Genomic DNA, 25,722 nt, shown 5'->3' with positions numbered 1-25,722 from the left:
CGTGCGTCCGCAGCGGCGCAACGCGCGCCCGGCGTGCTCAATCGCGGATCGATTGATGACCGATGCTGACATTGCCGGCGCGACTGCGGACGATCAGCCGGGTTTCGAACTCGGCGGAGCGCCAGCCTCCTCGACGGCTTCGGGGTCCGGCTATCGCGTCCTCGCGCGCAAATACCGTCCCGGCACATTCGAGGATCTGATCGGCCAGGAAGCCATGGTCCGCACCATCTCGAATTCGTTCGAGGCGGGACGCGTTCCGCAGGCCTGGATTCTCACCGGCGTGCGCGGCGTCGGCAAGACCACGACCGCGCGCATTCTCGCCCGCGCGCTGAATTACGAATTGCCGGATGGCTCGGTCAAAGGGCCGACCATCCACATGCCGAAGATGGGCGTGCATTGCCAGGCGATCATGGAAAGCCGGCACATCGACATTCTCGAAATGGACGCAGCGTCGCATACCGGCATCGACGACGTGCGGCAGATCACCGACGGCGTGCGCTATGCGCCCTCCAGCGCGCGCTACAAGGTCTACATCATCGACGAAGTCCACATGCTCTCGGAGAAGGCGTTCAACGCCTTCCTGAAGACTCTGGAAGAACCGCCCGAGCACGCCAAATTCGTGTTCGCCACCACCGAAATCCGCAAGGTGCCGGTCACGGTGCTGTCGCGCTGCCAGCGCTTCGATCTCAGACGCGTCGAATCCGATGTGCTGATGGCGCATCTGGCGAGCATCGCGGACAAGGAAGGCGTCAAGACCGAACCGGAGGCACTGGGATTGATCGCGCGGGCCGCGGAAGGCTCGGTGCGCGATTCGCTGTCGCTGTTCGATCAGGCGATCGCGCATGCGGCGGGCATGGTACGAGCCGAGGACGTGCGGCAGATGCTGGGCCTCGCGGATCGCACCCGCGTGATCGATCTGTTTCAGTCGCTGGCGAGCGGAGACATCGCCGCCGCGTTCAAGGAATTCCGTGATCAGTACGATACTGGCGCCGATCCGGTGGTGGTTCTCAGCGATCTCGCCGAGTTCGTGAACTTCGTCACGCGCGTGAAGGTCGTGCCGTCGACGGCGGACAATCTGGCGCTGGGCGAAACGGAACGCACACGCGGCCGTGATTTCGCGGCCAAGCTTTCGATGCGCGTGCTGTCGCGGATGTGGCAGATGCTGCTCAAGGGCATCGCCGAGGTGCAGGCGGCGACCCGGCCGCAGGCCGCTGCCGAAATGGTGCTGGTGCGCATCGCCTATGTGTCCGATCTGCCGACGCCGGACGAAGCGATCAAGATGATCGATGCCAGCGGTGGCGCGCCGCCCGCGCTCGGCGGTAATGGTGTCGGCAATGCCGCGCCACGAGGCCCGTCCGCGACGCTGTCGTCAGGTGGCGATGACGGTTCGCAGTTGCGCGCGGTGGCGTCCAGTCCGCGACCCGCGCTCGATATTTCGCCGCGTCCACAGATGAGCGCACCTGCGCCCGCGCCCGTTACGGTGGAAGCTGCGCCGGTGCTGCGGCTGACGACGTTCGCTGAGATCGTGGCGATCGCAGGCGAAAAACGTGATCTGCAGATCAAGTCCGCCCTGGAAGCCGATATGCGGCTGGTGCGCATCGAAGACGGCAGGCTCGAAGTCTCTTTGGAACGCAGCGCCGCGCGCTCCGTTGTTAATGAACTGTCGCGCAAGCTCGAACAGTGGACCGGACGGCGCTGGACCGTAATCGTGTCCAATGAACCCGGCCAGCCGACGTTGCGCGCGCAAGCACAGGCGGCGAAGGAGAAGCTCACCGACGGCGTTCATGCCGACCCGCGCGTGCAGGCGGTCATGGCGAAATTTCCGGGCACGCAGGTGATCGACGTACGGCGCATTGCGCCGGATGCCGGTACGGGCGCGGATGATTCCGGACCCGTCGCTGCGGCCGAAGAAGACGACGATCTCTAACTCAATTCGATAAAGGACCGTTCATGGCTGATTTTCTCGGCATGATGAAACAGGCGGCGCAGCTCCAGTCCAAGATGAAGGCGCTGCAGGACGAACTTGAAACCGTCGAGGTTGAAGGCACCTCCGGCGGCGGGCTCGTCAGCGTGCGTATGACAGCGAAGGGCGAAGTGAAGGCCGTGAAGATCGATCCGTCGCTGGTTAAAGCGGAGGAGCGTGAAATTCTCGAGGACCTGCTGGTGACGGCGCATAACGATGCGCGCCGCAAGGCCGAAGCCGCCATGCAGGAAAAGATGCAGACGCTGACCGGCGGCCTCGGCCTGCCGCCGGGACTGGGCCTCGGCTAGAGACGTGATGCGTCTTCTCAATGTGAAAATGCTCTGATGGTATCATCCGTCGCCGGTCCCGAAATCGAACGCCTGATCCAGCTGCTGGCGCGGCTGCCGGGACTTGGCCCGCGCTCGGCGCGGCGCGCGGCACTGCATCTGATCAAGAAACGCGAAGCGCTGATGACCCCGCTCTCGTCGGCTCTGCAAGTCGCGATTGAGAAGATTCAGGTCTGCAACACCTGCGGCAATATCGATACGCAGAATCCCTGCACGGTCTGCACCGACACCCGGCGCGATCCCTCGATCATCGTGGTGGTGGCGGATGTCGCTGATCTTTGGGCGCTCGAACGCGCTCATGCCACAAATGGTTTTTATCACGTGCTCGGCGCAACGCTGTCGCCGCTCGATGGCGTCGGTCCGCAGGATCTGACCATCGACGCGCTGGTCCAGCGCGCGCTCGACCCCCGGGTCACCGAAATCATCCTCGCGCTCAACGCAACAGTCGATGGCCAGACCACCGCGCACTACATCACCGACCTGTTGCAGGATGCCAACGTCAAGGTCACACGGCTGGCGCACGGCGTGCCGGTCGGTGGCGAGCTTGACTATCTCGACGAAGGGACCCTGTCGGCTGCCATGCGGCAGCGGACGCTGTTCTGATCCACTCTGAAACTGAATTCACAAAATGGAAGCCGCATGATTCTCCGCCTGTTCGCGAATGTGTCCGCAATGCTTGTCGCGGGTTGCCTTGCTGTCCTGATGTCCTCAAGTGCGTTCGCGCAGCAGAAGGCCAAGCCGATCAACACCGGCGAAGTGTTGTCGGGCGAACTGACCGCGATGCGCTCCGGGCCGAAGAAGAAGCGCGTCATTACGTATCAGTTGAAAAGCGAGCCACGGCGGCTGCCGGGGCCGACCGGCCAGTGCAACCTGGAAACCGGTCCCGAGACGTTTCAGATCGTGACCAACAGCGACGCCGAGGCGGCGGCGCTAAAACCGTATATCGGCAAGAGCATTGCGCTGAAGGCCAACGAGATGGCCTGTGCGCAGGCCGCCGGGCAGTTGAGCGACGCCATCGTCACCAAGTGGAGCGTTGTGACCAAGCACTAGACGGCGGTGGGATCGGCGTTGCGCCGTCCCAATGTCTCGAAATGTCCGCGCCGTTGCAGCCACGCCAGCAGGATCAGGCTCGGCACCGCAACCAGCACGCTGAGCACAAAGAACGCCGGCCAGCCGGTGGCCTGCGCCACATAGCCGGCGCCTGCCGAGAGATAGGTCCGGCCGATCGCCGCGAACGCGGTGAGCAGCGCATACTGGGTCGCGGTGTGCAGCGGGCTCTGGCACAGCGACGACAGATAAGCGACGAAAATCACCGTACCGATCGCACCGGTGAAATTCTCCACCGTGATCGCCAGCGCCAGCGCCCACTGGTTCAGCCCGACAAAAGCCAGCCATGCAAAGGCAAGGTTCGAGACCGCCTGAAGCACGCCTCCGGTCCAGAGACATGCTTCCAGCGACCACGCGCGCGCGAGAAAGCCTCCGGCGAATCCGCCGATCAGTGTCGCGGCGAGCCCGACGCCTTTGACGATGGCGGCGTAATCGTTGCGGGTGAAGCCGAGATCGATCACGAACGGCGCCGTCATGGTGCCGGAAAATGAATCCGTGAACTTGTAGAGAATGACAAACGCGAGAACCGCCCAGACGTCTTTCCGGGTCAGGAATTCGGTGAAGGCGCCGACGGCCGCAGCGATAACGCGGGTGATCGCGCTCTCGCCGCTGGTGGCTTCCTCGGCGCGGCGCGACTGTTCGGGTTCGGTGGCGACGAGGGCTGCGATCATTCCGATCAGCACCATCGCGGCCATTGCGATGTAGCCCCACATCCAGGCGATGGATTTGGTCAGGCCGGTGGCCTCAAATCCGCTGACCAGAAACAGCGCGCCGGCGGTCGAGATCAGCATCCCGACGCGATAGGCCGCGACATAGGACGCCATGCCGGCAGCCTGCTCTCTCTCGGGCAGGCTCTCGACACGGAAAGCATCGACCACAATGTCTTGCGTCGCCGAGGCGGCGGCGACCAGCAATGCGCCGAGGGCGACATAGAACGGCGAGCGCGCCGGGTCGGTCAGCGCCAGCAGCAGGATCGCTCCGATCAGCAACAGTTGCGCGAACACCAGCCAGCCGCGTCGCCGTCCAAGGAGGCGCGTCAGCAGCGGCACATGCAGCGCGTCCACCAGCGGCGCCCAGAGAAATTTCAGTGTGTAGGGCGTGCCGACCAGGGCGAACAGGCCGATGGTGCCGAGATCGACACCGGATTCGCGCATCCATACCAGCAGCGTCGAGCCGGACAGCGCCAGCGGCAGCCCCGACGAGAAGCCGAGAAACAGCACGATGAGCACGCGCTTTTGCAGATAAACGGCCAGCGCCTCACGCCACGAGGCGCGGGGAGCAGGGGTCATTTGGGCGGCTTCAGGTGCTGTCATGCAGGGGTGTTAGCAGATTCGGGCCGCTTCTCCCTCTCCCCGTTCTTACGGGGAGAGGGTCGGGGTGAGGGGCGAGATCACGAAGAAGCCCCTCACCCGACGCTTTCGCTGCGCTCAGGCGTCGACCTCTTCCCGCACGCGGGGAGAGGTGAGGAAAGCGCGTGATGTATCCCGCCTTCAAGGGGACGACATCGCATATGTGGTGGGTGTCGCGGGCGATCGCAGACGAAATTATTCCCCCGCCTGCAGCTTGCGGAGCGGATGGGCCGGGAACAGATCGGTGCCGCCGGACGCAACGACACGCGGCGCGTCAGTCGGCTCGCTGCCCTTGCTGAAATCCAGTTCCTTGATGCGGCCGGCGCGCTTTTCGATCTTGTCCGCGGAAATCAGGATCTGCCGCACGTCCTCGTTCACATTGCCGAAATCTTTCTGCAGCTTGAGCACACGCTCACGCAGCCGTCCGAGATCGTCCGACATGTGCATGACTTCGGTGCGGATCAGGTCGGCGGCGTCGCGCATCCGCGCGTCCTTCAGGATCTGCTGCATCACCTGGATCGCCAGCATCAGCAGCGACGGCGACACCAGCACGATCCGTGCGCGATAGGCCTTCTGGATCACGTCGTCGAAGCCGTCGTGAATTTCCGCATAAACCGACTCCGACGGCACGAACATCAGGGCGGTGTCCTGCGTTTCGCCCGGAATGAGATATTTGTCGGCGATGTCGGTGACGTGCTTCATCACGTCCTGCCGCAGCCGCTGCGTGGCGTATTTCTTCTCGTCGTCGCTGCGCGCATCGCGCAGGGCGGTCACGGCTTCAAGCGGAAATTTCGCATCGACGCACAGCGGCCGCTGGTCGGGCAGGAATATCACGCAATCCGGCCGCTTGTTGTTGGACAGCGTGTGCTGGAATGCGAAGGAGCCCTTCGGCATGCCGTCCTGCACGATGGCTTCCATACGCGCCTGCCCGAATGCGCCGCGCGACTGCTTGTTGGCGAGCACGTCGCGCAGGGTCGTGACCTGCGAGGTGAGGTCGGTAAGATTCTTGTGGGCGTTGTCGATGATGCCGAGGCGTTCGTGCAGGACGCGGAGACTGTCCATCGTGCTGCGCGTGGTCTGTTCCATGGACTGGCCGACCTTGTGGGTCACCGAATCCAGCCGTTCGTTGACGGCGCGCGACATTTCCGCCTGACGTCCCACCAGCGCCTGACCCATTTCCGCGACACGGCCGGTGGATTCGTTCTGCATGCGCAGGACTTCGGCGAGCCTTTCCTCCAGTTCGTCGGCGCGTACCGCCTGCGCCATGGCGGCCTCCGCACCCTTGCGGCCAGAGCGGGCGATGACGATGGCGATAGCCAGCAGCAACAGCAGCGCCAGCGCGCCGAATGCGATCAGGGCGGCGCCCACGCGAACCGGCACATCGCCGGCCATGAAAAGGATCTCGTTCATGCCGCCTTTGTAGCGCGATTCGTGGCGAAATGCGAACGAATAGGGAACGTATTATGGTTAACAACTCCTTGATTTTCATGGTTAATCGTCGATTAACGGCATTCGCTTCGGGTCAAGCGTCTGACGCCACAACGGGTTTGACCGCGGCGAGCGCTCCCATTACATCGCGCCCATGGCCAATCGCGACATCATCATCCTTCCCGACAAGCAACTGCGGCTGATCTCAAAGCCCGTTGAAAAGATCACGCCGGAGATCCGGGCGCTCGCCGACGACATGTTCGAAACCATGTATGATGCGCCGGGCATCGGCCTGGCCGCGATCCAGGTCGCGGTGCCGCTGCGGCTGATCACCATGGACCTTTCCAAGAAGGAGGGGGAAAAGGAACCGCGCGTCTTCATCAATCCCGAAATCTTGTCGTCGTCCGAAGAGCTCTCGGTCTACGAAGAGGGCTGTCTCTCGATCCCGGAATACTACGAAGAGGTCGAGCGGCCGGCGCGGGTGCGCGTGCGCTTCATGGACATCGACGGCAAGATCCACGAAGAGGACGCCGAGGGGCTTTATGCTACCTGCATCCAGCACGAGATCGATCATCTCAACGGCGTGCTGTTCGTGGATTATCTCTCCAAGCTCAAGCGCGACCGTGTGATGAAGAAGTTCACCAAGGCCGCCAAGCTCGCGGCGAAATAGGCCGGAGCTTTTGATGCCGCTTCGTCTGATCTTCATGGGTACGCCGGACTTCGCGGTGCCGACGCTGCTGACGCTCGCGGACCACGGTCACGAGATCGCGGCGGTGTATACGCGTGCGCCGAAGCCGGCGGGGCGCGGCATGAAGCTGCAGGCGACACCGGTGGAGCAGGCCGCGCGCCAACTGGGCATTCCGGTGCTGACGCCGAAGACTCTGAGGACGCCCGAAGCCGAAGCGGAGTTTCGTTCTCACAATGCCGATGCGGCCGTTGTTGTGGCCTATGGCATGATCCTGCCGCAGAACATTCTCGAAGCCGTGCCACTCGGCTGTTTCAATCTGCATGCGTCGTTGTTGCCGCGCTGGCGCGGCGCCGCGCCGATCAACCGCGCCATCATGGCAGGCGATGACGAGTCCGGCGTCATGGTGATGAAGATGGATGTCGGACTCGATACCGGCGACGTCGCGATGGCGGAGCGCCTGCCGATCACCGACACGATGACGGCAAGCGATCTGCACGACGCGCTGGCGCCGCTGGGCGCAGACCTGATGGTGCGCGCAATGGGCGGGCTGTCGCGCGGCGGCCTGCAACTGACCAAGCAAAGTGAGCAGGGCGTCACTTACGCCGCAAAGATCGACAAGGCCGAGGCGCGGATCGACTGGGCCAAATCCGCGCGCGAGGTGCTGCGGCATATCCACGGCCTGTCGCCGTTTCCCGGTGCATGGTTCGAGATCGTCATCGACGGCGAGCCGGTGCGCATCAAGGTGCTGCGCTGTGAGTTGGCCAAGGGCTCGGGCGCGCCGGGCGATCTGCTGGACGACAAGCTCACCATTGCCTGCGGAGATGGTGCAATCCGGATTCTGGAATTGCAGCGCGCCGGAAAGCCGCTGATGAAGGCTGATGCCTTCCTGAACGGTACGCCGCTCAAGCCGCCGCTGCGTGTGAGCTGATGCCCCGCTACAAGCTCATCATCGAGTATGACGGCACGCCCTACTGCGGCTGGCAGTATCAGGACAATGGGCCATCGGTGCAGGGCGCACTGGAGGCTGCTGTTAAAGCGATGACCGGCGATGACGTGCGGGTCAACGGCGCGGGCCGCACGGACGCTGGCGTCCATGCGCTCGGACAGGTCGCGCATATCGATCTTGTGAAAGACTACAAGGCGGATCGCGTACGCGATGCGCTCAATGCGCATCTGCGGCCAAATCCGATCGGCGTACTGTCGGCGGAGATCGTGCCGGAGACGTTCGATGCGCGGTTCTCCGCGACCAAGCGTCACTATATCTACCGCATCGTCAACCACCGGGCCAATCTCGCGCTCAAGGTCGGGCATGCGTGGCGCGTGGCGCGGCCGCTGAATGTCGATGCCATGCAGGAAGCGGCCCAGGTGCTGGTCGGCAAACACGACTTCACGACGTTCCGCGATACCGAATGTCAGGCGAAGTCACCGGAGAAGACGCTCGATGCGCTCGACGTGACGCGCGACGGCAATGATGTGAACATCATCACGTCGGCGCGGTCATTCCTGCACAGCCAGGTGCGTTCGATGGTCGGTTCGCTGGTGTGGGTCGGTCACGGGCGCTGGACCGCCGAGGACATGCGGCGCGCGCTTGAGGCCCGCGATCGGGCTGCGTGTGGCCCCGTCGCGCCGCCGGACGGACTTTACCTGGTGCGCGTCGAATACTGAGCGCTTAAGCCGCCGCGGTGGCTTCGATTTCCAGCAGCCACTTGCTGTCGAAAATGCCGGCAATGATCACCGTCATGGCTGGGGCGAGGGTGCCGAGAACGCTCTGGCGAACGGTGCGATTCTCAAGAGCGTATTTGCGGTCCGACAGAAACACCGTGACCTTGATGACATCGGCGAGGGTCATGTCGACCGCCTTGAGCTGGCTTTCGATATTGGCCCAGATCAGCCGGCACTGCGCCTCGAATGTGTCCGGCACGGTGCCGTCCACGGTCTGCGGAATCTGTCCGCTGACGAAGGCGAGACGCTGGGCGCCGCTGATCTCGCAGACCTGCGCGTAGCCGAAAGGTTGCGGAGCGTTGGCGGCGTTGACGTTGCGGCGCTGCATGGGCATTCCCCGTTAGGATAATGTCTTCATCACATCCCAGAACAAATCCTCGCCGTTGGCGACGTTTTCGTTCCAGTGGTCGGCGGCGTTTTCATCGGCGGCATCAGTGATGAACTTGAACGCCCGCCACGGCACGCCGTGGCGCTGGCAGACATGCGCGATGGCGAACAGCTCCATGTCGACGATGTCGATGTTGTTCTCGACCAGCCAGGGATCGATTGATGTAACGAAACTGTCGCCGGTGCCGCAGACGACGGTGCCATGACCGGACGACAGCCGGTCGATCTCCGGTGAAAACGGAGTACGTCCGCGCGGCGCCAGCGGCATCGCCGCCATGTCACGCTGAACAGTATGTGCGACCTCTACAAGACCATTATGGATATGGGCGATCTTGCCGGCGGTGCCGTAGTTGACGATGAGTTTCGGTTGCAGCGCCATCACCGCCAGCGTCGCGATGCTCGCTGCATTGACCTTGCCGACTCCGGTGTAGATCACCTCGGCGCCTTCCGGCGCGCGCGCCTTGTTCAGCTCAGTATCGATGGCGGTGAGGATGACAACGTGGCCGCTCATGTTTCAGCACTCATGCGAAATAACGATCCAGCACGCCGCGATAGATTTTCGTGAGCTTGTCGAGATCGGTGACCGGCGTACGTTCATCGATCTGGTGCATGGTCTGGCCGACAAGGCCGAATTCCAGCACCGGGCAGTAGTGCGTGATGAAACGCGCGTCCGAGGTGCCGCCGCCGGTGTTCAGCTCGGGCCTGCGGCCGGTCACGTCTTCGATGGCCGCAGACACAAGATCGGTGAACGGGCCGGGCTTGGTCCGGAACACGTCGGCGTTCGACGGCTCCCATGCGACATGCGCCTTGATGCGGTTGCCGCTCGCCTTGGCCACACGTTCCTCGATCAGCGCACGCAGGGACTCGCGGGTATGACAGTCGTTGTAACGGATGTTGAAACGCGCCCGTGCCTGCGCCGGGATGACGTTCCAGGCCGGATTGCCGACATCCACCGAGGTGAACTCGAGATTTGACGGCTGAAAGTGTTCGGTGCCCTTGTCCAGCGGATCGCCGCTGAGCGCAGCAATGATCGCCGCGATGTCCGGCACCGGATTGGACGCGCGATGCGGATAGGCGACATGGCCCTGCACGCCATCGACAATGATGGTGCCGGACTGCGAGCCGCGCCGTCCGGCCTTGATGGTGTCGCCGATCTCGTTGACGTTGCTGGGCTCACCGAGCAGGCAATGATCGAACTTTTCGCCGCGCTCCGCCGCCCATTTCAGCAGCTTGACGGTGCCATTGACGGCGATGTCTTCCTCGTCGCCGGTGATCACGAACGAGATTGACCCATTCGGCTTGCCGCCGTTCGCGGCGAGATATTCAAGCGTGGCGGCGACGGAGCAGGCGATGCCGCCCTTCATGTCCACAGCACCGCGGCCGTACAGCATGCCGTCCTTGACGTCGCCGGCGAAGGCGCCGTGCGTCCATCTTGTCTCGTCGCCTGCGGGCACCACGTCGGTGTGACCCGCGAAGGTGATGTGCGGCGAACCGGTGCCGATGCGCGCGTAGAGATTATCGATGTCGGCCGCGCCGGGCTCGGAGAAGGTGACGCGATTCACCTCGAATCCGGCGTCACCCAGCAGATTCTCCAGCACGCCGAGTGCGCCGGCATCCGCTGGCGTAACGGAGGGACAGCGCAGAAGATCGCGGGCGATGGAGAGGGCGTCGGTCGACATCAGGCCTTCTTTGTGTGCGAGCGAGACCGAAGCATCAGTCCCGCAGCAGTTCGTTGATGCTGGTCTTGGAGCGGGTCCGCTCGTCGACGCGCTTGACGATGACGGCGCAGGCGGTGTTCGGACCGGGTTGACCGTTCTTCAGCGGCTTGCCCGGCAGTGAGCCCGGCACCAGCACCGCATATTCCGGCACTTCGCCGATGAACGTCTCGCCAGTCTCTCGGTCGACGATCTTGGTCGATGCGCCGAGGAACACGCCCATCGCCAGCACCGCGCCCTTGCGCACGATAACGCCTTCGGCGACTTCCGAGCGCGCGCCGATGAAGCAGTCATCCTCGATGATGACCGGACCGGCCTGCAATGGTTCGAGCACGCCGCCGATGCCGACGCCGCCCGAGATATGGACGCGCTTGCCGATCTGGGCGCAGGAGCCGACCGTGGACCAGGTGTCGATCATGGTGGCTTCGTCGACATAGGCGCCGAGATTGACGAACGACGGCATCAGCACGACGTTCTTGGCGATATAGGCCGAGCGGCGCACGATAGCGCCGGGCACGGCGCGGAAGCCGGCGTCGCGGAAACGGTTCTCGCCCCAGTCTTCGAACTTCGACGGCACCTTGTCCCACCACTGCGCGCCGCCGGGACCGCCGGTGATCGGCGCCATGTCATTGAGCCGGAAGGACAGCAGCACAGCCTTCTTCAGCCACTGATTAACGTGCCATTTCCCGTCGGCCTGCCGCTCCGCCACCCGCGCCTCGCCCTTGTCGAGCAGGTTGAGCGCCAGCTCCACGGCGTCGCGCACCTCGCCTTTGGTGTTGGCGTTGACGGTGTCGCGGGCCTCGAAGGCGGCATTCAGCGTGGTTTCAAGCGCGGAGAGAGACATCGGTGTTCCTTGGGGAGTGCGGTCGGATTTGTTGATTGTCGGTATGTATGTTGACAATCTGCATACGTCTTTTGTCGGTTTTGCGGGTATCGAGTCAAGCTGAGCTGGCGCGCCTTACGCATAGGATATGTGCGGGAATTTACCCCCACCCCGGCGCCTTGCGCCGACCCTCCCCACAAGGGGGAGGGAGAAGGAAGATATGATGCTGCCCTTGGTTATCCCTCCCCTTGATGGGGAGGGTGGCCGGCCGAAGGCCGGTCGGGTGGGGTGATGTCTATCGAGCCCCTATCGCCGCCAAAAAACCCGTCAGATCGTCGGTGATGTGATCGACATAGGCGGCGTCACGGCCTTCCAGCTCCCAGTCCTCACGGACCACGTTCTTGGTGCCGTCGGGCACCACAAGGACCGTGGTCATGCCGAGATCGTGCGGCGTCACCAGATTGCGCGCCAAGTCCTCGAACATTGCTGCTTTCGCGGGGTCGACGCCGTGCAGCTTGAGAAACTTCATGTAGGTCTGCCGCGCCGGTTTCGGCTCCAGTTCCGCGGCGACGATGTCGAACACGTCCTCGAAATGGCTGCCGATACCGAGGCGCTCCAGAACTGCGCCGGCATGGGCGCGCGAGCCGTTGGTGAGAATCAGTTTTCGGCCGGGAAGTTTTTCGATCGCAGCGCCCATCGTGGGGTTGGGCTCGAGCGGCGAGTGATCGATTTCATGAACGTAGGCAAGAAAATCGTCTGCACGCAGGCCGTGCTCGGTCATCATGCCGCGCATGGTGGTGCCGTAGCGTCGGTAATAGTCCTTCTGAATCTTGAACGCTTCTTCCTTGGGGACATTCAGATACTGCGCGACGAAATCACGAATCCGCACATCGACCTGCTGCCACAGATTGACGTGATGCGGATAAAGCGTGTTGTCGAGATCGAACACCCAGGTCTCGACATGGGCGAAGGTGCGGTTTTGTTTCTGGGTCATGTTCTTTTGGGTCATGGCATTCCGAACCGGATGGTTTTTCCCGTGCCTGCGGTCATCTCAATGCGCTCATAACCATTCGCATTCAGCCCGCGCGGACCGCAATCGCCCTGTTCGGTGAATTCGAACTGCGCCTCGCGGGTGCAGAGCGTGGTCGTGCCGCCCCAGTTCAGCGGCCGGCTGTTGATCTTGATGGTGCGGCCGGTGCCGTCGACCGCTTCGGCGAAACTGAAAATCCGGCGCGGTTGTCCGCTCACGTCGGGATGTAAGCACTTGCCCGGCTCGATGCGATACCAGCCTCGGCTGGTGACGGCCTTGCCGTCGTCCGTCGCGATGGAGGCCATCACGCGATACTGCGTGTCGTTGCACCAGGTAAGGCCGGTCGCAGACGGGGCTTCCACTGCTGCGATCATGGTTTCGAAGAAATTGGGCGCCTGTGCGGCATTGGCGCCGAGACCTCGCGCCTTCAGGAACGCGGCCAGCGCGTTTTGCGTCTTCGGTCCATCGACGCCGTCGATCGGCGCCGCGTCATAGCCCGCGATCACCAGTAGCCGCTGGATCGCGGCGAGCCGCGCCTGCTCGTCGTCATACTCCGCGCCCTCGGCCAGATATGCCACCTGATGGCCGTCCTCGCCGGTGCTCGGTTTGATCTCGGTAAAGGCCACTGCGGTCTGGCCGCCGCGGCATTGCCGTCCGGCAATCACGAAATCCTTCGGCGCGATGCAGAGATTATCGGTGCCGTTCTGCGGCGCTGGCGATGCGCCGTAAACCGGCAGCGATCGCGCGTGGAGAAGAATGCGCTCCGCTGTGATGCTTCCCTGCGCCACCACGCGACAAGCTGCCGGATCGATCCGGAACCAGCCGCGTGTCGCGGTGGCGGATTTGTCATCGATGCCGATGGCGGCCTCGACCACGTAGCTCATACGGTTGCAGATTTTCAGGTCGGCGCGGGCTTCGCTTGCGAGTGCGACGCACGATGTCAGCAGCGCCGCTGCAAGCGAGGCCTTGCTCCGAAGACCGAAGCGACCGGCGAATGCAGCGTGTCGCGAGCGTCGCATCACTTGTGGATCAGCGTTCCCGTGCCCTGATTGGTGAACAGTTCGAGCAGCACCGCGTGCGGCGTCTTGCCGTCGATGATGACCACGCCTTCGACGCCGGCTTCCAGCGAGTAGATGCAGGTCTCGACCTTCGGGATCATACCGCCCGAAATGGTGCCGTCGGCGATCAGCTTGCGCGCGTCCTTGATCGACAGTTCCGGAATGAGCTTCTTCGATTTGTCGAGCACGCCGGGAACGTCGGTCAACAACAAGAGACGTTTAGCCTTCAGCGCGCCGGCGACGGCCCCTGCAAAGGTGTCGGCGTTGACGTTGAAAGTCTGGCCATTGGCGGATGATGCCAGCGGCGCCAGCACCGGGATCAGTTCATAGCCGATGAGCTGGTTCAGCAGCGTGAGATCGACCTTGTCAGGCTCGCCGACGAAGCCGAGATCCACCACCTTCTCGATGTTGGAGCCGGGATCGACCATGGTGCGGGTCGCCTTGGTGGCGGTGACCATGTTGCCGTCCTTGCCGCACAGGCCCACGGCCTTGCCGCCGGCTTCGTTGATGTGGCTGACGATCTGCTTGTTGATCGACCCCGCCAGCACCATCTCGACGATCTCGATGGTCGCCGCGTCAGTGATGCGCAGGCCGGAGGCGAATTCCGACTTGATGCCGAGCCGGGTCAGCATCGCCGCGATTTGCGGTCCGCCGCCGTGCACGACCACCGGATTGATCGCGGTCTGCTCCAAAAGAACGATGTCGCGGGCGAACTGCCGGGCAAGGTTTTCCTCGCCCATGGCATGACCGCCGTATTTGATGACGATGGTTTCTTCATCGTACTGCTGCATGTGCGGCAGTGCTTCCGACAGGATGCGGGCCTGATCCTGCGGGCTGATATTCGTCGGCAGATCCATCATGGGGGAAATCTCGTTCACGCGCGGGTGGCAGGGGTTTAACCGATTGGCGCGAGGCGTGCAAAGCTCCCGCGCAGCGGATCAGCCTGCGCGGCGCGGCCACGCTGTGGCAGCCGCCAGTACCAGCCAGCTCAGGATCAGCAGCGTGCCGCCGGTCGGCGCGGCCATTGTGAACAATCCGTGACCGGCATACTGGCGCATCGCCAGATCGCCCGCGAACAGCGCAGCGCCGGCAACAAAGCCAAAGGTCGCGGTGAGGCCGAGGGGGCGCTGGGCGATGCCGTGCCCGGTCAGCAGTGCCGCGCCGATGACTGCGCTGGCGTGGAACAGCAGCATCGATGAGGCGGAAGCCAGCCGCGATGCATCGGGCTGGTGCGCGGAAGCTGCCGCCAGCGCAACACCGGCCGCGCCCATCAGCCCGGCGAGGATCCCTGCGATACGGAGCGCGCCATTTTGAGTCATCAAATTCGCTCCCTGAGCAGACGGATCATGGCGGCGCGCAATTCGGGCATGCCGCCGCCGGTCCGTGACGATGTCACCAGCACCTCCGGAAACGCCGCCGGATGCTTCGAGAGCGCGGCGATGGTTGCCGCGAGCGTTTCTTCAAGCTCGGCTTTTTTCACCTGATCGGATTTGGTCAGCACCACCTGATAGCTCACCGCAGATCTGTCGAGCGTCTTCAGCACGTCGTGGTCGGCGTCCTTGAAGCCGTGGCGCGAGTCGATCAGCACATAGACGCGGGCGAGATTGGCGCGGCCCTGCAGGAATTTATGAATCAGGGTGGTCCACGAGGCGACCTTGGTTTTCGGGGCGGAGGCGTAGCCGTAGCCCGGCATATCCACCAGCCGAAGCCCTGCGTCCTTGCCGTCCGCAGGCGTCGGGCCTTCGAAGAAGATCAGTTCCTGGGTGCGCCCCGGCGTGTGCGAGGTGCGCGCCAGCCCGTTGCGGCCCGTCAGTGCGTTGATGAGGCTGGATTTGCCGACGTTGGAACGGCCCGCGAACGCGACCTCGACGCCCTTCATCGGCGGCAGCGCTTCGATCGATGGCGACGCCCAGAAGAATTGCCAGTCGCCGGCGAAGATCTTTCGCCCGGCTTCGATCAGCTCCGCATCGGTTTTATCGGTCATGCGAAGGCACTCGGATGTAGAAACGCCCGGCGGTCCGCCGGGCGCAGGAGTTGCAGAGACTTCAGGTGGTTTTCTTCGAGCCGGCGAAGACGGCCTTCACGTTGTCGAACAGCTCCACCTTCGCGCCGTTCTTGCGCATGATGTAGCTCTGCTGCAGCACCGACAGCAGGTTGTTCCAGGCCCAGTAGATCACGAGACCGGCCGGGAAGCCCGCCAGCATGAAGGTGAAGATCAGCGGCATCCAGTCGAAGATCATTTTTTGCGTCGGATCCGGCGGCGTCGGATTCAGCTTCATCTGGAACCACATCGTGATGCCCATGATGATCGGCCAGATGCCGAGATGCAGGTAATAGCCGAGAACCGGAAGCTGCGTCGGATCGAACGCCAGCAGGCCGAACAGGTTGAACAGGTTGGTCGGATCGGGCGCCGACAGGTCCTTGATCCATCCGAAGAACGGCGCATGCCGCATTTCGATGGTGACGAACAGAACCTTGTAGAGCGAGAAGAACACCGGAATCTGGATCAGAATCGGAAGACAGCCCGCGATCGGGTTGATCTTCTCCTTCTTGTAGATCTCCATCATCTCCTGCTGCTGCTTCACCTTGTCGTCAGGATACTTGTCCTTGAGCGCGGCGAGCTGCGGCTGCACGGCCTTCATCTTTGCCATCGAGGCGTAGGACTTGCTGGCGAGCGGGAAGAAGACCAGCTTGACCAGCACGGTCACCAGCAGGATCGCGACGCCGAAGTTGCCGACGATGTGGAAGAACCAGTCGATCAGGAAGAACATCGGCTTGGTGATGAAGTAGAACCAGCCCCAGTCGATCAGACGGTCGAACTTGTTGAGACCGAGTTGCCTGTCGTAGGTATCGACCACGGCGTTTTCCTTGGCGCCGGCAAACAGGTGGGTCGTGGTCGTGGCAGTGCCGCCGATCGCAACCGTCATCGGGTCGAGCAGGTAATCGGTCTGATAGGTGCGCAGCGTGCCGACCAGGTTCGACGAGAACCGCGCCTGCACGTTGGCCGTCGGGCTCGGCAGCAGTGTGCCTGCCCAGTACTTGTCGGTGATGCCGAGCCACGCATTGGTGACCTTGAATTCGACCGCCTTGGCTTCGTCGATGGCCTTGTAGCCGTACTCCTGCAGGCCCTTTTCGCCGAGAACGCCGATCAGGCCTTCATGCAGAATGTAGTAGCCCGACACCGGCGGAGCGCCGTGACGCGAAATCAGGCCGAACGGATACAGCGTGACCGGTGTGTCGCCGACGTTCGAAACGTCGTCCTTGATCGTGAACAGATACTTGTCGTCGATCGAGATGGTGCGCTTGAAGGTGAGACCCTGACCGTTGTTCCAGGTCAGGGTGACCGGCTTCGCCGGTGTCAGCGCGCCCGTGCCTTCCTGTGCCCAGACGGTATCCTTGGTCGGCATCTTGATTGTCGAGCCTGCCGACGGCACGAAACCGAACTCGGCGTAGAACGGCTCCTTGGTGCCCGAAGGCGAGAACAGTTCGATGGCAGGCGACTTCGGGTCGACGGTTTCCCGGAATTTCACCAGCGCGACGTCGTCGATGCGAGCGCCGGTCAGCGCGATGCTGCCGCTGATGCTGGGCGTTTCGATCTTCACGCGCGGCGAGGCTGCGATGACGGTGGGGCGGGGCTGCACAGGCGCGGCCGCCGCCGGTGTCGCCGGTGCGCCGGTCTGCTGCGCGGGAGCCGCTGGCGTGGTTCCGGCGGGCTGGTTCGCGCCCGGCGTTGTTGTCGCTGGATTGGCAGCCTGCTTCTGCGCCAGTTCAGCCTGCTGCGCCGCGCGCTGCTTTTCCATGGTGGGGATATTGTAGAAATATTGCCACGCGATCAGCACAAGGCCCGACAGGATGACGGCGAGGATGGTGTTGCGATTGTCAGTCATTATCTAGGGCTCGCATCGTTCAGGTCGCGTCATTCGACCGTGCGGGTTCGGGGATCGGCATGTGGCTTTAGGTCGCTGGGCTGTCTTGGCGTCTGGCGCTCGAGGCGGCTGAGCGCCGAGCGCAGATCGTTGAACATGGTTTCAAAGCCGCGGTCCAGCGCGGCTCGACGGCCCACTATCACATAATCATGGTGCGGTCGCATGGATATGACATCCAGCCGCTTCACCAATTCGCGAAGCCGGCGGCGGACGCGGTTGCGCTCCGTGGCGGTGCCGACCTTTTTCGTAACGGTAAAACCGACACGCACCGGGCCATTGTCGTTGCGCGGGCGGCTTTGCACCACAAAGGCGGGGCTGGCCATGCGCGGTCCACTGGCCGCGGCGACAAAGTCCGCGCGCTGCCTTAACCGGTCCATGATCTCAACCGGCGCATGGGAAGGGGTCTCGGGTGAGGTCCGCTCAGGCGCTCAGACGCTTGCGGCCACGCGCGCGGCGGGCGGCGAGAACCTTGCGGCCGCCGGCGGTCGCGAGACGGGCACGGAAGCCGTGACGGCGCTTGCGCACCAGTTTGCTGGGTTGATAGGTCCGCTTCACGGTCGTTCTCCGCTGCCGAAAAGCTCATCCGACGGGCTCGTCGAAGGCAATTCGCCGATAAATGAGATGAAATCCTGCGATGTCGGCCCTGAAGTGGACCTATTTCGGTCCAAAATGAACCGGCCCGGTCGAGCCGGGCCATCGAGGACAGTTGGCGCGGCTTATACGGGAGTGGTCTGTTTTCGTCAATCTTGGGGTTTGGTTTGGCGCTTCAGCCGCACGGCGCCGCTGCGGGCTTAAACCATAACAGTTCCGGGGGTTTGACCCCGGTCGCTGGCGGGCGCATCCTGCGGCGGCAAATCACTATAACGGGCAGGCGATCAATTGATGGCGGTATCCGGCCAGGAACCTGATCGGACGATGGCAAAGCCCCGGCCCGGGCTGCGGTTCGGGCTGTCCGGAAAGCTGTTGTTGCTGACGATTCCGCTGATCCTGATCGTCGAAGTCCTGATTTACGTTCCCTCCATCGCCAATTTCAGGGTGAATCGCCTCAACGACCGCCTGGCGGCTGCGAGTACTGCGGCCCTGGTGCTGGATGCCGCGCCGAGCGGCATGGTTCCGGACGCGCTGGCACGGCAGATTCTCGCCAGCATCGGGGCGCGGGCCGTCGCCATCAAGAGCGGTCAGCAGCGAAGGTTGCTGGCGGCGGCGGACATGCCAAAGAAAATCGACCATGACGTTGATATGCGCGAGATCGGCGTCGGATCGGCCATCTTCGATGCTTTCCGGGTGATGCTCGACAGCGGCGACGAGGTCATGCGCATTCTTGGTCCGGCGCCCGGCAGCGGTCAGTTCATCGAGGTGGTGGCCGACGAGAAGCCGCTGCGCGACGCGATGTTCCGCTTCTCGCGCAACGTGTTGCTGTTGTCGCTGGTCATGACGAGCATTACCGCAGGCCTGATCTATTATGCCCTGCATCACCTGTTCGTGCGGCCGATGCGGCGGGTCACCGCCAATCTCGTCGCCTTCCACGAGAATCCGGAAAGCACCGCGCGCATCATCGAGCCGTCGAAGCGTGCCGACGAGATCGGCGTTGCAGAGCGCGAACTCTCGGACATGCAGCGCGATCTGGTGTCGATGCTGCATCAGAAAAGCCATCTTGCAGCGCTTGGCCTCGCGGTCTCGAAAATCAACCACGATCTGCGCAATCTGCTGGCGTCGTCGCAACTTCTGTCCGACCAGCTCGCCAGTGTGCCCGATCCGCGCGTGCAGCGGTTTGCGCCGAAGCTGATGCGCTCGCTGGAGCGCGCCATCGCGTTCTGCCAGTCGACTCTTTCCTATGGCAAGGCGCAGGAAGCCGCGCCCGACCGGCGCATGGTCCTGATCGAACCGGTGGTGAACGAGGTGCGCGAATCGGCCGGACTTGCATCCGACACCTCGATCGAATGGATCAACGCCATCGAGCGCGGGCTTACCGTTGATGCTGATCCGGATCAGTTGTTCCGGGTGCTGCTCAATCTGGTCCGCAACGCCGCGCAGGCGCTCGAGAGCGAGAAATCCGGCGCCGGGGTTGCGCGGCAGATCCGTGTCACCGGACGGCGCGAGGGCGCAGTAACGATTCTGGAAATCTCCGATACGGGGCCCGGCATCCCGGAAAAGGCAAAGGCGCATCTGTTCGAGGCTTTTCAGGGCTCATCGCGGGACGGCGGTACCGGGCTCGGCCTTGCCATCGCCGCGGAACTGGTGCGGGCCCACGGCGGCGAACTGAATCTGGTGGACGGCACTCTCGGCGCCACCTTCCGAATCATGATTCCGGATCGCGCCGTGGAGCTTCACCGGGTGCGGGATGCACGGGTCCGGGCCTGAAAAACTGCCATTTTGGCCTGAAATCGATGTCGCATCGATCTTGCAAAGCCGTTCCGGAGCCGGTAGCTATGGCGCTCTTTCGCGGCATGGCCTCCGGCCTTTATATGTCTCGCGAAACGCGCGCCCGTAGCTCAGCTGGATAGAGCACCAGACTACGAATCTGGGGGTCAGGAGTTCGAATCTCTTCGGGCGCGCCACTCAGTACTCATCTGCGAACCCGGATTGGACCCATTCCGGCTGGCCAAGACCGCTCTTTCGAGCACGTCCTTGCTGCCTTTGATCCGAACTTGGGCATCGTCGACCTCGACCACGTCGATGAGGGACTGCAGATAGGCCTTGCGGAACGGAATCGATCCGGAGGTGATGTTCTCACGCATGCTGCGACCGAACTGTTCCAGCAACGCTGGGTCGATCCGGATGGCATGTGATGATTGCGATTTGGCGCGTTCAAGCGCGGCCTTGGCGCGATCCCGATCGGCCTTCAGGGAGTTGAGGCGATCCTTCAGGACGTCGTCCATTTCGGTCATGCCGTCCTCGACCAGTCGATAGAGCCGCTTGAGCTTGTCGTCGGCGTCGGTGGCCTCTCGCTGCAAAGCGATCACGCGGGCATTCACGGCGTCGGCCTTTTCCGAGCGCCGTGACGAGAGCGAGGACAAGATCATGGCCAGACGTTCCGGCTGAAACAGCCGTTCGGTCATGTGGGCGGTGACGAGATTGTCGAGCTTGTCCATCGGTATCGACCGGCCCTTGCAGACTGTCTTGCCCTTTCGGGCGCAGGTCGAGCACGTATAATACCGATGGACGGCGCCGGTCTTCGAGGTGCCGGTCCGCAGCGTCATTCCGCCGTTGCAGGTTGCGCATACGGCGAGACCGGTGAGCAGGATAGGTCCCGTCGTCACGCGCGGCGCAGCGACCTTGGGACTGCGGGCATGAAGCTGGCGTTGGACCTGTTCAAACAGGTGAGGTTCGATGATCGCCGGAACTGCTGACGTGACGACCTCTTCATCAGGCTTCCATTTGCCGGTGCGGGACGACATCCGGTTGAATTTCCACTCACCCTTATAGGTCGTGTTGGTGAGGATCTTGTAGATGGTACCGACGCCAAACGTTTTGCCCTTGCGCGTGCGATAGCCGCGGCTGTTGAGCCATTTGACGACTTCTTTGACGCCAAGCGCCCCCGACGTGCCGTCACCATGGAGATAGAGCTTGAAGATGAGCTGCACGGTTTCGGCATCGACGGGGTCGATGGCCAGGGTTTTCTTGATCTTGGTGCCGCGCTTCTCGACCTCGACAAGCACATAGCCAAGAGGGACGGGGGAACCGTTCCAGAAGCCCTGCTGGGCGTTCAGCTTCATGTTGCGTAGAACGTGTTTTGCATTCTCTTTGGACTGATATTCATCGAACAGCGCAATGACTTTGCGCATCATCGCCTGCGCCGGATCATCGTCGTCGCCAAGCGGTTGAGTGATCGAGACGAGCTTGACGCCCTGTTTGGCCAGTTTACGAAGATAGAATTCCTGGCCGAACGCGTCGCGAAAGAAACGGCTATAGCTGTGCACGGCGATGACATCGAATGCATGGTCGCCATCGCAAGCCCGTTCGATCATTTGCTGGAATACCGGTCGCTTGTCGTCAGTCCCTGTCGCTCCTCCTTCGACAAACTCCGTCACGGTCTGATGGCCTTGGGTTTCGCACCAAGACAAAATTTGCGTCCTCTGATCCGGGATCGACAAATCGTGCTGCCGCTGTCGATCCGTTGAGACGCGCAGATACAGAGCCACGCGGGTCCTATTGGTCCCAACGACGGGTTTTGCTTGACGCTTACGGTTGCTCATACGCTTTCCAGTTTGAAAGAATTGGGACGAGTCTTGCAGGTCAGGAAGCCGCCGCAAAGCCTTATTTTCCGGGTAGTTCACTGCTTTTCGTTGTCGCTTGAGGATTTTTCCTGAGCGTTGCTACGCGCACCTCCGCCCCGAATAGACGTCACCGTTTCAGCGCAGCGCTACGGGGCGTTCTCGACGTGACGGACTTTGCGAATCCTGAGCAAGAGCCGGGCCAGCCATGCGCAGAGGCTGCGCTGAGTGGCGGCGTTGCGACCAAAAAACACAAATTCCGGATTGGCGGCTGCCAATTCTATGGCCTCTCGCACGCGGCTAGTCGTAGTCGCCCTATCTACCAGTTCGGCAATGGCCGGATCAGTGATAACGAGTCTCGCGGCGTTCAGCGAATTTGGTGTTGCCGGTCGCTGCTGGATAAGGTCGACTATTTCGTGGAGCTCGGGGCGAGCGGCAACGCCGACGATCAGGGCGGGCAAGTCCTCGTTAGCCAGCAGCAATTCGAGAGCCTGGTGCGACACCTCGTCTTTGATCGCGATTGCCGCGCCCCGCATGGTGGCGCGCGAACGGTCATTATTGGGAACGTCGAGGTTAATTTGACGTGTGCCGTTGGCGTGCTGCTTTTTTCGCTGCTTTTCCTTCCGAAGTGCCTCCTTCGACCGTTTTGTTCGAATGAAGGCCACAATGCGATCCATGCCGCCGACCTGCAGCTCCTCGTCCGTCAGTGGGCCCACGACGTTATTCTTCTCTTGGGCAGCGTTAGTGCTGTTGCCAGCTCCCTCGCTGGCGTCACACTCGTCGGGTTCTTCGTTTGCGCGGTCAGGCGGGCACATGGCGTGACTAGTCGCGATCTAGGGCGGGGAACCCAGTGGAGGTAGAAGCGTCGGAGGCGGCGTCCAGAAGAAACTGGTCGATGAGGTTGCCGAGGTAGGTTTCGATGACATCCAACTCTGGCCCGGTAACTGGAATCAACTCGGGCAGATCGTCGAGCACGCTCGGTTCATCGATTGTGCCGCCCGTGATCGGGCCGTACTCGGGCTGAGCCAGGTCGGGCGCGCAAGGCTTGCGTCGCTGGTGGGTGCTTTTTGCCCTGGCCACGGCCAAGCTCTGTTGAGCTGACCCGGTGCGCTGACGCCGTGACGATGGTAAAGCGGATCTCACAGCCCAACCTCCGCCTCGGCTTGGAGGCCGCGTGCGCGTCGGCTGGTGAACGCTCGTTCGTCTTGAAGGTGCTCCTTGCTCTCCAAGGCAGAGCAATCGGATACAAAGTCGAGCGTCGAAGTTTTCGTGCGCCAACGTGACATCTGCCGCACCAGATGCTCGCGCCGTTCTTCGACCGTGATTTCGTCTGCGGACCGATCGAAACCGGTTTCCGCGCGGATAGCAAAATTCAGGGCGCGCGAATCGACGCAAAGGGTCGATTGCTGTTTTGCCCGGCTGAGGGCTACATAGATGTCTCTACGGTCGAAAGCGGCGTCGGTGACGATGGTCGCGGAATGGCTGGTAAGTCCTTGGGACGACCAGATGGTGCTGGCGTAATCGGTCGCGAGGCGGACTCGCCCGCGGTCATCCACAATTTCGCGCGACGAGAAAAGCAGTTCGTGTCCATCGACGTCTGCCGCGATCAGCGCGTGGCCGTCCTCCTCCGCGACGATATCGCTGATCTTTCCGATAGTGCCGTTGATCACACGATGATCGGAGATGTCGCAACGGATGCCGAAACGGATTCGGTCACCTTTGGCGAGCGACAGGCGGTAGGCCCGTCCGGAGGGGGTTACGGCATCAATTCTAACGTCTTCTCCGGTTAAGAGGCCTTCGGCGCGCAGGCGACGGCGAACCTCGGAGTCGAGTGCTAGACGCGTGGCGTTGGATTTGCAGATCAACAGGTGCGATTTTTCAGGGGCGGCGGCACGCTGTGCGAAGAGATTGTCGACCGCTGTTTTGACGGTCGCAGCCTGACCGTCTGCCTCGATGATGCAGTCGCGGTCGGCCATCGTTTCCAACGCGGTGACGACATCACCCCTCGCCAGCTGTTCGACTACCAGGCGCAGTTGCGGGTCGCTCTGGCGAACGACTTTCGAGATTTCCGCAGCCTCAACGGTGCGGGCGACAAGCTCGATGCCTGACCCGGCCGACACAGCTAATGTTTGAGCGCGGTCGCCCAAAAATAAAGCGCAAGCTCCCGAGCGTTCGACCTCGGTCAGCAGGTTGTGCATGGCGCGAACGCCAATCTGCGAACTTTCGTCCACCAGGAGGAGCGTGCGTCCATCGCAGAAGTGGCCGCCGGCTTTGTCTAACGCCAGCCAGGAATCGAGAGCCCTGGCCTCAACATGTGAACGTGGGTCAGGACCGGACAGTTCATCTTCAAGCATGCGCGCCGTGCGCCAACTTACCCCCGTTGCGATAATTCGGAAATTTTTCTCAAGTGCGCGGCATAGTGGCTGCAGGGTTGTGGTCTTGCCGGTCCCGGCTCGGCCTTCGATGAAGTCGATCGAACGGCGGTTGGCGACGCCGAGCACGGCCGCCGTCTGCTCGTCCGAAAGGTTTGCCGACAAACAGAAATCCATCAGACGATTGCGATCGATGGGATGCCATGGTTTTTCCGCAAGGCGGGCGGACGCCTTGACCACTTCCCGCTCCAAGCGGATCATCTCCTGCGTGGAGAAGATGCGTTCTCGTTCGGTCCGTCCGATCTCAACAATCGCACCGCTCTCGGAGAGTTTCGCGATTTCTTCGTCGAGCCGTGAGACTCCCACACCGGTGCCGACCAGCACGGATGCCACCTCGCGAACCAAATCGTGATGGTCAAAGGTAGTCTCAAACTCGGTGAGGCGGGCTGGGAGCCCGACCATCCGCGAAGCGATCTCCGCGTCGCGGATTTCCGGCGTCGGCATCTCGAAGCCGAGGCGATTATCGATATAATGCTCGATGTCGATCCCGAGCGCGACAGCTTCATTACGCCAGCGCGCGAAAGCATCTTCCGAGGTTGCGATCTTGGCTCTACGCGTGGCGACTGCAACCTTGGCAGCGAGTGCGGGCGCCTCACCAGTTGTCAGGCCCGTTTCACGAAGTTTCTCGACAATTTCAGCCCTACGTGAACTCCAGTGCTCTCGCAGTCGCCGATCTGCCTCCTGCTCATGAGCTGGCGGAAGCACCTCGAACGTACCGTTTTTGCCGATCTCACCGATGTGATAGCCAAGCTTTTGCAGCTCAGACGAGAATGCCAGATGCTGCACAGCCCCCCAGCTTTTGGCGCCGTGATACAACGGCTGGCCGTCCAGCGAGCGAGTGAGATAGCGCAGCGGAATCTCACCCGATGTGCTCTGAGCGTATGGCGCGCGATTTCGCTCCGATAGGGTCAGTTCGCGGGGCTGAATTGCAACCAGATTTGGAATTACCAAATGTGCATGCAGCTGGGGCTGTATTCCCACGGTGCCGTTGGGTTGCAAAACGGGGCGCGTGTCCGGTTGAATGAAGCACGAGATATTTGGCTGAACCGACAGGAAGACGTTCCCGTTGGCTCCAAGCCGCGTAAACGCGTTGCGCTCGACGTGGTGGGCCACAGCTTCGAGAGATTTAGCAAAAGCTCGCTCGATCGCTTTACGGTCTTGCGGGGATGCCAACGCCCACGCCGCCGAGACCGACTTGCTCACGCCGACCGATAGTTCGTAGGCGCTTACGCGCTTCTTGAGACCAGTGTTCTGCAGCAGCAGTGACTGACCGTTTTCGTCCCGGCCTTCGAACAGCCGTTCGAAATGAGCAGGATCGAGTGCGGCGCCTGCTTGCACACCAAACCGCGCATCGCCCGTCAGCCAGAAGGCACTGACGTTGGAATCCGCCAGAAAATACCGCGCGGACTCCAGCTCCTGGGTAAAGTACGTCGCGGAGAAGACCTTGTTCGGGCGCGTGACCATGAAAACCTCGGTGATGAGGCCTTCCAACTACGCCCGAACTGACTTGCAAATTTCAGGAATGAAGATTTT

25 protein-coding genes, 1 tRNA gene and 2 pseudogenes are annotated in these 25,722 nt (G+C 62.3%); 9 read left to right on the top strand and 19 right to left on the bottom strand.

The window, feature by feature from the left end:
* Positions 1 to 55: 55 nt before the first annotated feature.
* The 4 genes and pseudogenes from BN32_RS14215 to BN32_RS14200 all read left to right on the top strand — a co-directional run bounded on the left by BN32_RS14215 (position 56) and on the right by BN32_RS14200 (position 3,360).
* On the top strand, positions 56 to 1,927 hold the full coding sequence (locus tag BN32_RS14215; protein WP_019199673.1) for a DNA polymerase III subunit gamma/tau: 1,872 nt from the start codon (positions 56 to 58) through the stop codon (positions 1,925 to 1,927).
* A gap of 17 nt (positions 1,928 to 1,944) precedes the next feature.
* Positions 1,945 to 2,271, top strand: a pseudogene (locus BN32_RS14210) (YbaB/EbfC family nucleoid-associated protein); the annotation flags it as partial.
* Between the two features lie 36 nt (positions 2,272 to 2,307).
* Entirely contained in the window at positions 2,308 to 2,913 is a 606-nt protein-coding gene (recR, locus tag BN32_RS14205) for a recombination mediator RecR (RefSeq protein WP_019199675.1), read from the top strand.
* Between the two features lie 36 nt (positions 2,914 to 2,949).
* Positions 2,950 to 3,360: a hypothetical protein gene (locus BN32_RS14200; protein WP_019199676.1), complete on the top strand. Its 411-nt coding sequence runs from the start codon at positions 2,950 to 2,952 to the stop codon at positions 3,358 to 3,360.
* On the opposite strand, the gene BN32_RS14195 is transcribed toward BN32_RS14200, so the two are convergent.
* Positions 3,357 to 4,730 (bottom strand): AmpG family muropeptide MFS transporter, encoded by a 1,374-nt coding sequence (locus BN32_RS14195; RefSeq protein ID WP_019199677.1) that lies wholly within the window; start codon positions 4,728 to 4,730, stop codon positions 3,357 to 3,359. The genes BN32_RS14200 and BN32_RS14195 overlap by 4 nt on opposite strands.
* Before the next feature lie 231 nt (positions 4,731 to 4,961).
* Positions 4,962 to 6,176, bottom strand: coding sequence for a DNA recombination protein RmuC (locus tag BN32_RS14190; RefSeq protein WP_019199678.1), 1,215 nt, complete (start codon positions 6,174 to 6,176; stop codon positions 4,962 to 4,964).
* 172 nt (positions 6,177 to 6,348) lie between these two features.
* On the opposite strand from BN32_RS14190, the gene def reads away from it, so the two are divergent.
* Genes def through truA form a run of 3 tightly spaced genes read left to right on the top strand, consistent with a single transcriptional unit; the run spans position 6,349 to position 8,547 of the window.
* Complete coding sequence (gene def, locus BN32_RS14185) at positions 6,349 to 6,864, top strand: peptide deformylase (protein ID WP_019199679.1); 516 nt, start codon at positions 6,349 to 6,351, stop codon at positions 6,862 to 6,864.
* A 13-nt stretch (positions 6,865 to 6,877) separates the two neighbouring features.
* Positions 6,878 to 7,810, top strand: coding sequence for a methionyl-tRNA formyltransferase (gene fmt, locus BN32_RS14180; protein WP_019199680.1), 933 nt, complete (start codon positions 6,878 to 6,880; stop codon positions 7,808 to 7,810).
* The gene (truA, locus tag BN32_RS14175; RefSeq protein ID WP_019199681.1) at positions 7,810 to 8,547 is read left to right on the top strand and encodes a tRNA pseudouridine(38-40) synthase TruA; all 738 of its coding nucleotides are present in this window, start codon (positions 7,810 to 7,812) and stop codon (positions 8,545 to 8,547) included. The genes fmt and truA overlap by 1 nt, the downstream gene beginning before the upstream one ends.
* A 4-nt stretch (positions 8,548 to 8,551) precedes the next feature.
* Here the strand turns inward: truA and BN32_RS14170 are convergent, their stop codons facing one another.
* The 12 genes from BN32_RS14170 to rpmH form a co-directional block, all read right to left on the bottom strand.
* Positions 8,552 to 8,932 (bottom strand): RidA family protein, encoded by a 381-nt coding sequence (locus BN32_RS14170; RefSeq protein WP_019199682.1) that lies wholly within the window; start codon positions 8,930 to 8,932, stop codon positions 8,552 to 8,554.
* A 12-nt stretch (positions 8,933 to 8,944) separates the two neighbouring features.
* Positions 8,945 to 9,502 carry a phosphorylase family protein gene (locus BN32_RS14165; RefSeq protein WP_019199683.1) on the bottom strand — a complete coding sequence of 186 codons (558 nt, stop codon included), beginning with the start codon at positions 9,500 to 9,502 and terminating at the stop codon, positions 8,945 to 8,947.
* Between the two features lie 10 nt (positions 9,503 to 9,512).
* Complete coding sequence (gene dapE / locus BN32_RS14160; protein WP_019199684.1) at positions 9,513 to 10,670, bottom strand: succinyl-diaminopimelate desuccinylase; 1,158 nt, start codon at positions 10,668 to 10,670, stop codon at positions 9,513 to 9,515.
* A 34-nt stretch (positions 10,671 to 10,704) separates the two neighbouring features.
* Positions 10,705 to 11,550 (bottom strand): 2,3,4,5-tetrahydropyridine-2,6-dicarboxylate N-succinyltransferase, encoded by an 846-nt coding sequence (gene dapD, locus BN32_RS14155; RefSeq protein WP_019199685.1) that lies wholly within the window; start codon positions 11,548 to 11,550, stop codon positions 10,705 to 10,707.
* A 274-nt stretch (positions 11,551 to 11,824) separates the two neighbouring features.
* Positions 11,825 to 12,538 (bottom strand): pyrimidine 5'-nucleotidase, encoded by a 714-nt coding sequence (locus tag BN32_RS14150; protein ID WP_019199686.1) that lies wholly within the window; start codon positions 12,536 to 12,538, stop codon positions 11,825 to 11,827.
* A complete protein-coding gene (locus BN32_RS14145) occupies positions 12,535 to 13,578 on the bottom strand; it encodes a DUF1036 domain-containing protein (RefSeq protein WP_019199687.1) in 1,044 nt (347 codons plus the stop codon). Before BN32_RS14145 ends, BN32_RS14150 begins: the two co-directional genes overlap by 4 nt.
* Positions 13,578 to 14,477 carry an acetylglutamate kinase gene (gene argB / locus BN32_RS14140; RefSeq protein ID WP_019199688.1) on the bottom strand — a complete coding sequence of 300 codons (900 nt, stop codon included), beginning with the start codon at positions 14,475 to 14,477 and terminating at the stop codon, positions 13,578 to 13,580. Before argB ends, BN32_RS14145 begins: the two co-directional genes overlap by 1 nt.
* A 78-nt stretch (positions 14,478 to 14,555) precedes the next feature.
* Complete coding sequence (locus BN32_RS14135; protein ID WP_019199689.1) at positions 14,556 to 14,936, bottom strand: DUF423 domain-containing protein; 381 nt, start codon at positions 14,934 to 14,936, stop codon at positions 14,556 to 14,558.
* A complete protein-coding gene (gene yihA, locus BN32_RS14130; protein WP_019199690.1) occupies positions 14,936 to 15,601 on the bottom strand; it encodes a ribosome biogenesis GTP-binding protein YihA/YsxC in 666 nt (221 codons plus the stop codon). Before yihA ends, BN32_RS14135 begins: the two co-directional genes overlap by 1 nt.
* A gap of 61 nt (positions 15,602 to 15,662) precedes the next feature.
* Entirely contained in the window at positions 15,663 to 17,504 is a 1,842-nt protein-coding gene (gene yidC, locus BN32_RS14125) for a membrane protein insertase YidC (protein ID WP_019199691.1), read from the bottom strand.
* 29 nt (positions 17,505 to 17,533) lie between these two features.
* A complete protein-coding gene (gene rnpA / locus BN32_RS14120; protein WP_019199692.1) occupies positions 17,534 to 17,920 on the bottom strand; it encodes a ribonuclease P protein component in 387 nt (128 codons plus the stop codon).
* A 43-nt stretch (positions 17,921 to 17,963) separates the two neighbouring features.
* Positions 17,964 to 18,098 carry a 50S ribosomal protein L34 gene (rpmH, locus tag BN32_RS14115; RefSeq protein WP_008542748.1) on the bottom strand — a complete coding sequence of 45 codons (135 nt, stop codon included), beginning with the start codon at positions 18,096 to 18,098 and terminating at the stop codon, positions 17,964 to 17,966.
* 327 nt (positions 18,099 to 18,425) lie between these two features.
* On the opposite strand from rpmH, the gene BN32_RS14110 reads away from it, so the two are divergent.
* Complete coding sequence (locus BN32_RS14110) at positions 18,426 to 19,904, top strand: sensor histidine kinase (RefSeq protein ID WP_019199693.1); 1,479 nt, start codon at positions 18,426 to 18,428, stop codon at positions 19,902 to 19,904.
* A 120-nt stretch (positions 19,905 to 20,024) separates the two neighbouring features.
* Positions 20,025 to 20,101, top strand: a tRNA-Arg gene (locus BN32_RS14105).
* On the opposite strand, the gene BN32_RS26225 is transcribed toward BN32_RS14105, so the two are convergent.
* The 5 genes and pseudogenes from BN32_RS26225 to mobF form a co-directional block, all read right to left on the bottom strand.
* A complete protein-coding gene (locus tag BN32_RS26225) occupies positions 20,072 to 21,739 on the bottom strand; it encodes a recombinase family protein (protein WP_084494580.1) in 1,668 nt (555 codons plus the stop codon). The genes BN32_RS14105 and BN32_RS26225 overlap by 30 nt on opposite strands.
* Before the next feature lie 167 nt (positions 21,740 to 21,906).
* Positions 21,907 to 22,473, bottom strand: a complete 567-nt coding sequence (locus BN32_RS14085; RefSeq protein WP_244438177.1) for a hypothetical protein — start codon at positions 22,471 to 22,473, stop codon at positions 21,907 to 21,909.
* Between the two features lie 106 nt (positions 22,474 to 22,579).
* Positions 22,580 to 22,837, bottom strand: coding sequence for a hypothetical protein (locus tag BN32_RS14080; protein WP_040426552.1), 258 nt, complete (start codon positions 22,835 to 22,837; stop codon positions 22,580 to 22,582).
* 59 nt (positions 22,838 to 22,896) lie between these two features.
* Positions 22,897 to 24,633 (bottom strand): ATP-dependent DNA helicase, encoded by a 1,737-nt coding sequence (locus BN32_RS27745; RefSeq protein ID WP_244438197.1) that lies wholly within the window; start codon positions 24,631 to 24,633, stop codon positions 22,897 to 22,899.
* A gap of 54 nt (positions 24,634 to 24,687) precedes the next feature.
* Positions 24,688 to 25,653: pseudogene (gene mobF / locus BN32_RS27740) on the bottom strand (MobF family relaxase); the annotation flags it as partial.
* Positions 25,654 to 25,722 lie beyond the last annotated feature (69 nt).

The sequence above is a fragment of the Afipia birgiae 34632 genome (genome assembly GCF_000308295.2).
Classification (GTDB): Bacteria; Pseudomonadota; Alphaproteobacteria; order Rhizobiales; family Xanthobacteraceae; genus Afipia; species Afipia birgiae.
This window is presented reverse-complemented; position numbering and strand designations above follow the sequence as displayed.

Coding starts and splice junctions, on each gene's coding strand:
- BN32_RS14195 (WP_019199677.1), bottom strand. CDS start 4,730: ATGACAGCACCTGAAGCCGCCCAAATGACCCCTGCTCCCCGCGCCTCG.
- recR (WP_019199675.1), top strand. CDS start 2,308: ATGGTATCATCCGTCGCCGGTCCCGAAATCGAACGCCTGATCCAGCTG.
- BN32_RS27745 (WP_244438197.1), bottom strand. CDS start 24,633: ATGCCGACGCCGGAAATCCGCGACGCGGAGATCGCTTCGCGGATGGTC.
- rnpA (WP_019199692.1), bottom strand. CDS start 17,920: ATGGACCGGTTAAGGCAGCGCGCGGACTTTGTCGCCGCGGCCAGTGGA.
- BN32_RS14135 (WP_019199689.1), bottom strand. CDS start 14,936: ATGACTCAAAATGGCGCGCTCCGTATCGCAGGGATCCTCGCCGGGCTG.
- yidC (WP_019199691.1), bottom strand. CDS start 17,504: ATGACTGACAATCGCAACACCATCCTCGCCGTCATCCTGTCGGGCCTT.
- dapE (WP_019199684.1), bottom strand. CDS start 10,670: ATGTCGACCGACGCCCTCTCCATCGCCCGCGATCTTCTGCGCTGTCCC.
- fmt (WP_019199680.1), top strand. CDS start 6,878: ATGCCGCTTCGTCTGATCTTCATGGGTACGCCGGACTTCGCGGTGCCG.
- BN32_RS26225 (WP_084494580.1), bottom strand. CDS start 21,739: ATGAGCAACCGTAAGCGTCAAGCAAAACCCGTCGTTGGGACCAATAGG.
- yihA (WP_019199690.1), bottom strand. CDS start 15,601: ATGACCGATAAAACCGATGCGGAGCTGATCGAAGCCGGGCGAAAGATC.
- BN32_RS14145 (WP_019199687.1), bottom strand. CDS start 13,578: ATGCGACGCTCGCGACACGCTGCATTCGCCGGTCGCTTCGGTCTTCGG.
- truA (WP_019199681.1), top strand. CDS start 7,810: ATGCCCCGCTACAAGCTCATCATCGAGTATGACGGCACGCCCTACTGC.
- BN32_RS14200 (WP_019199676.1), top strand. CDS start 2,950: ATGATTCTCCGCCTGTTCGCGAATGTGTCCGCAATGCTTGTCGCGGGT.
- BN32_RS14170 (WP_019199682.1), bottom strand. CDS start 8,932: ATGCAGCGCCGCAACGTCAACGCCGCCAACGCTCCGCAACCTTTCGGC.
- def (WP_019199679.1), top strand. CDS start 6,349: ATGGCCAATCGCGACATCATCATCCTTCCCGACAAGCAACTGCGGCTG.
- BN32_RS14190 (WP_019199678.1), bottom strand. CDS start 6,176: ATGAACGAGATCCTTTTCATGGCCGGCGATGTGCCGGTTCGCGTGGGC.
- BN32_RS14110 (WP_019199693.1), top strand. CDS start 18,426: ATGGCGGTATCCGGCCAGGAACCTGATCGGACGATGGCAAAGCCCCGG.
- dapD (WP_019199685.1), bottom strand. CDS start 11,550: ATGTCTCTCTCCGCGCTTGAAACCACGCTGAATGCCGCCTTCGAGGCC.
- BN32_RS14215 (WP_019199673.1), top strand. CDS start 56: ATGACCGATGCTGACATTGCCGGCGCGACTGCGGACGATCAGCCGGGT.
- argB (WP_019199688.1), bottom strand. CDS start 14,477: ATGATGGATCTGCCGACGAATATCAGCCCGCAGGATCAGGCCCGCATC.
- BN32_RS14165 (WP_019199683.1), bottom strand. CDS start 9,502: ATGAGCGGCCACGTTGTCATCCTCACCGCCATCGATACTGAGCTGAAC.
- BN32_RS14150 (WP_019199686.1), bottom strand. CDS start 12,538: ATGACCCAAAAGAACATGACCCAGAAACAAAACCGCACCTTCGCCCAT.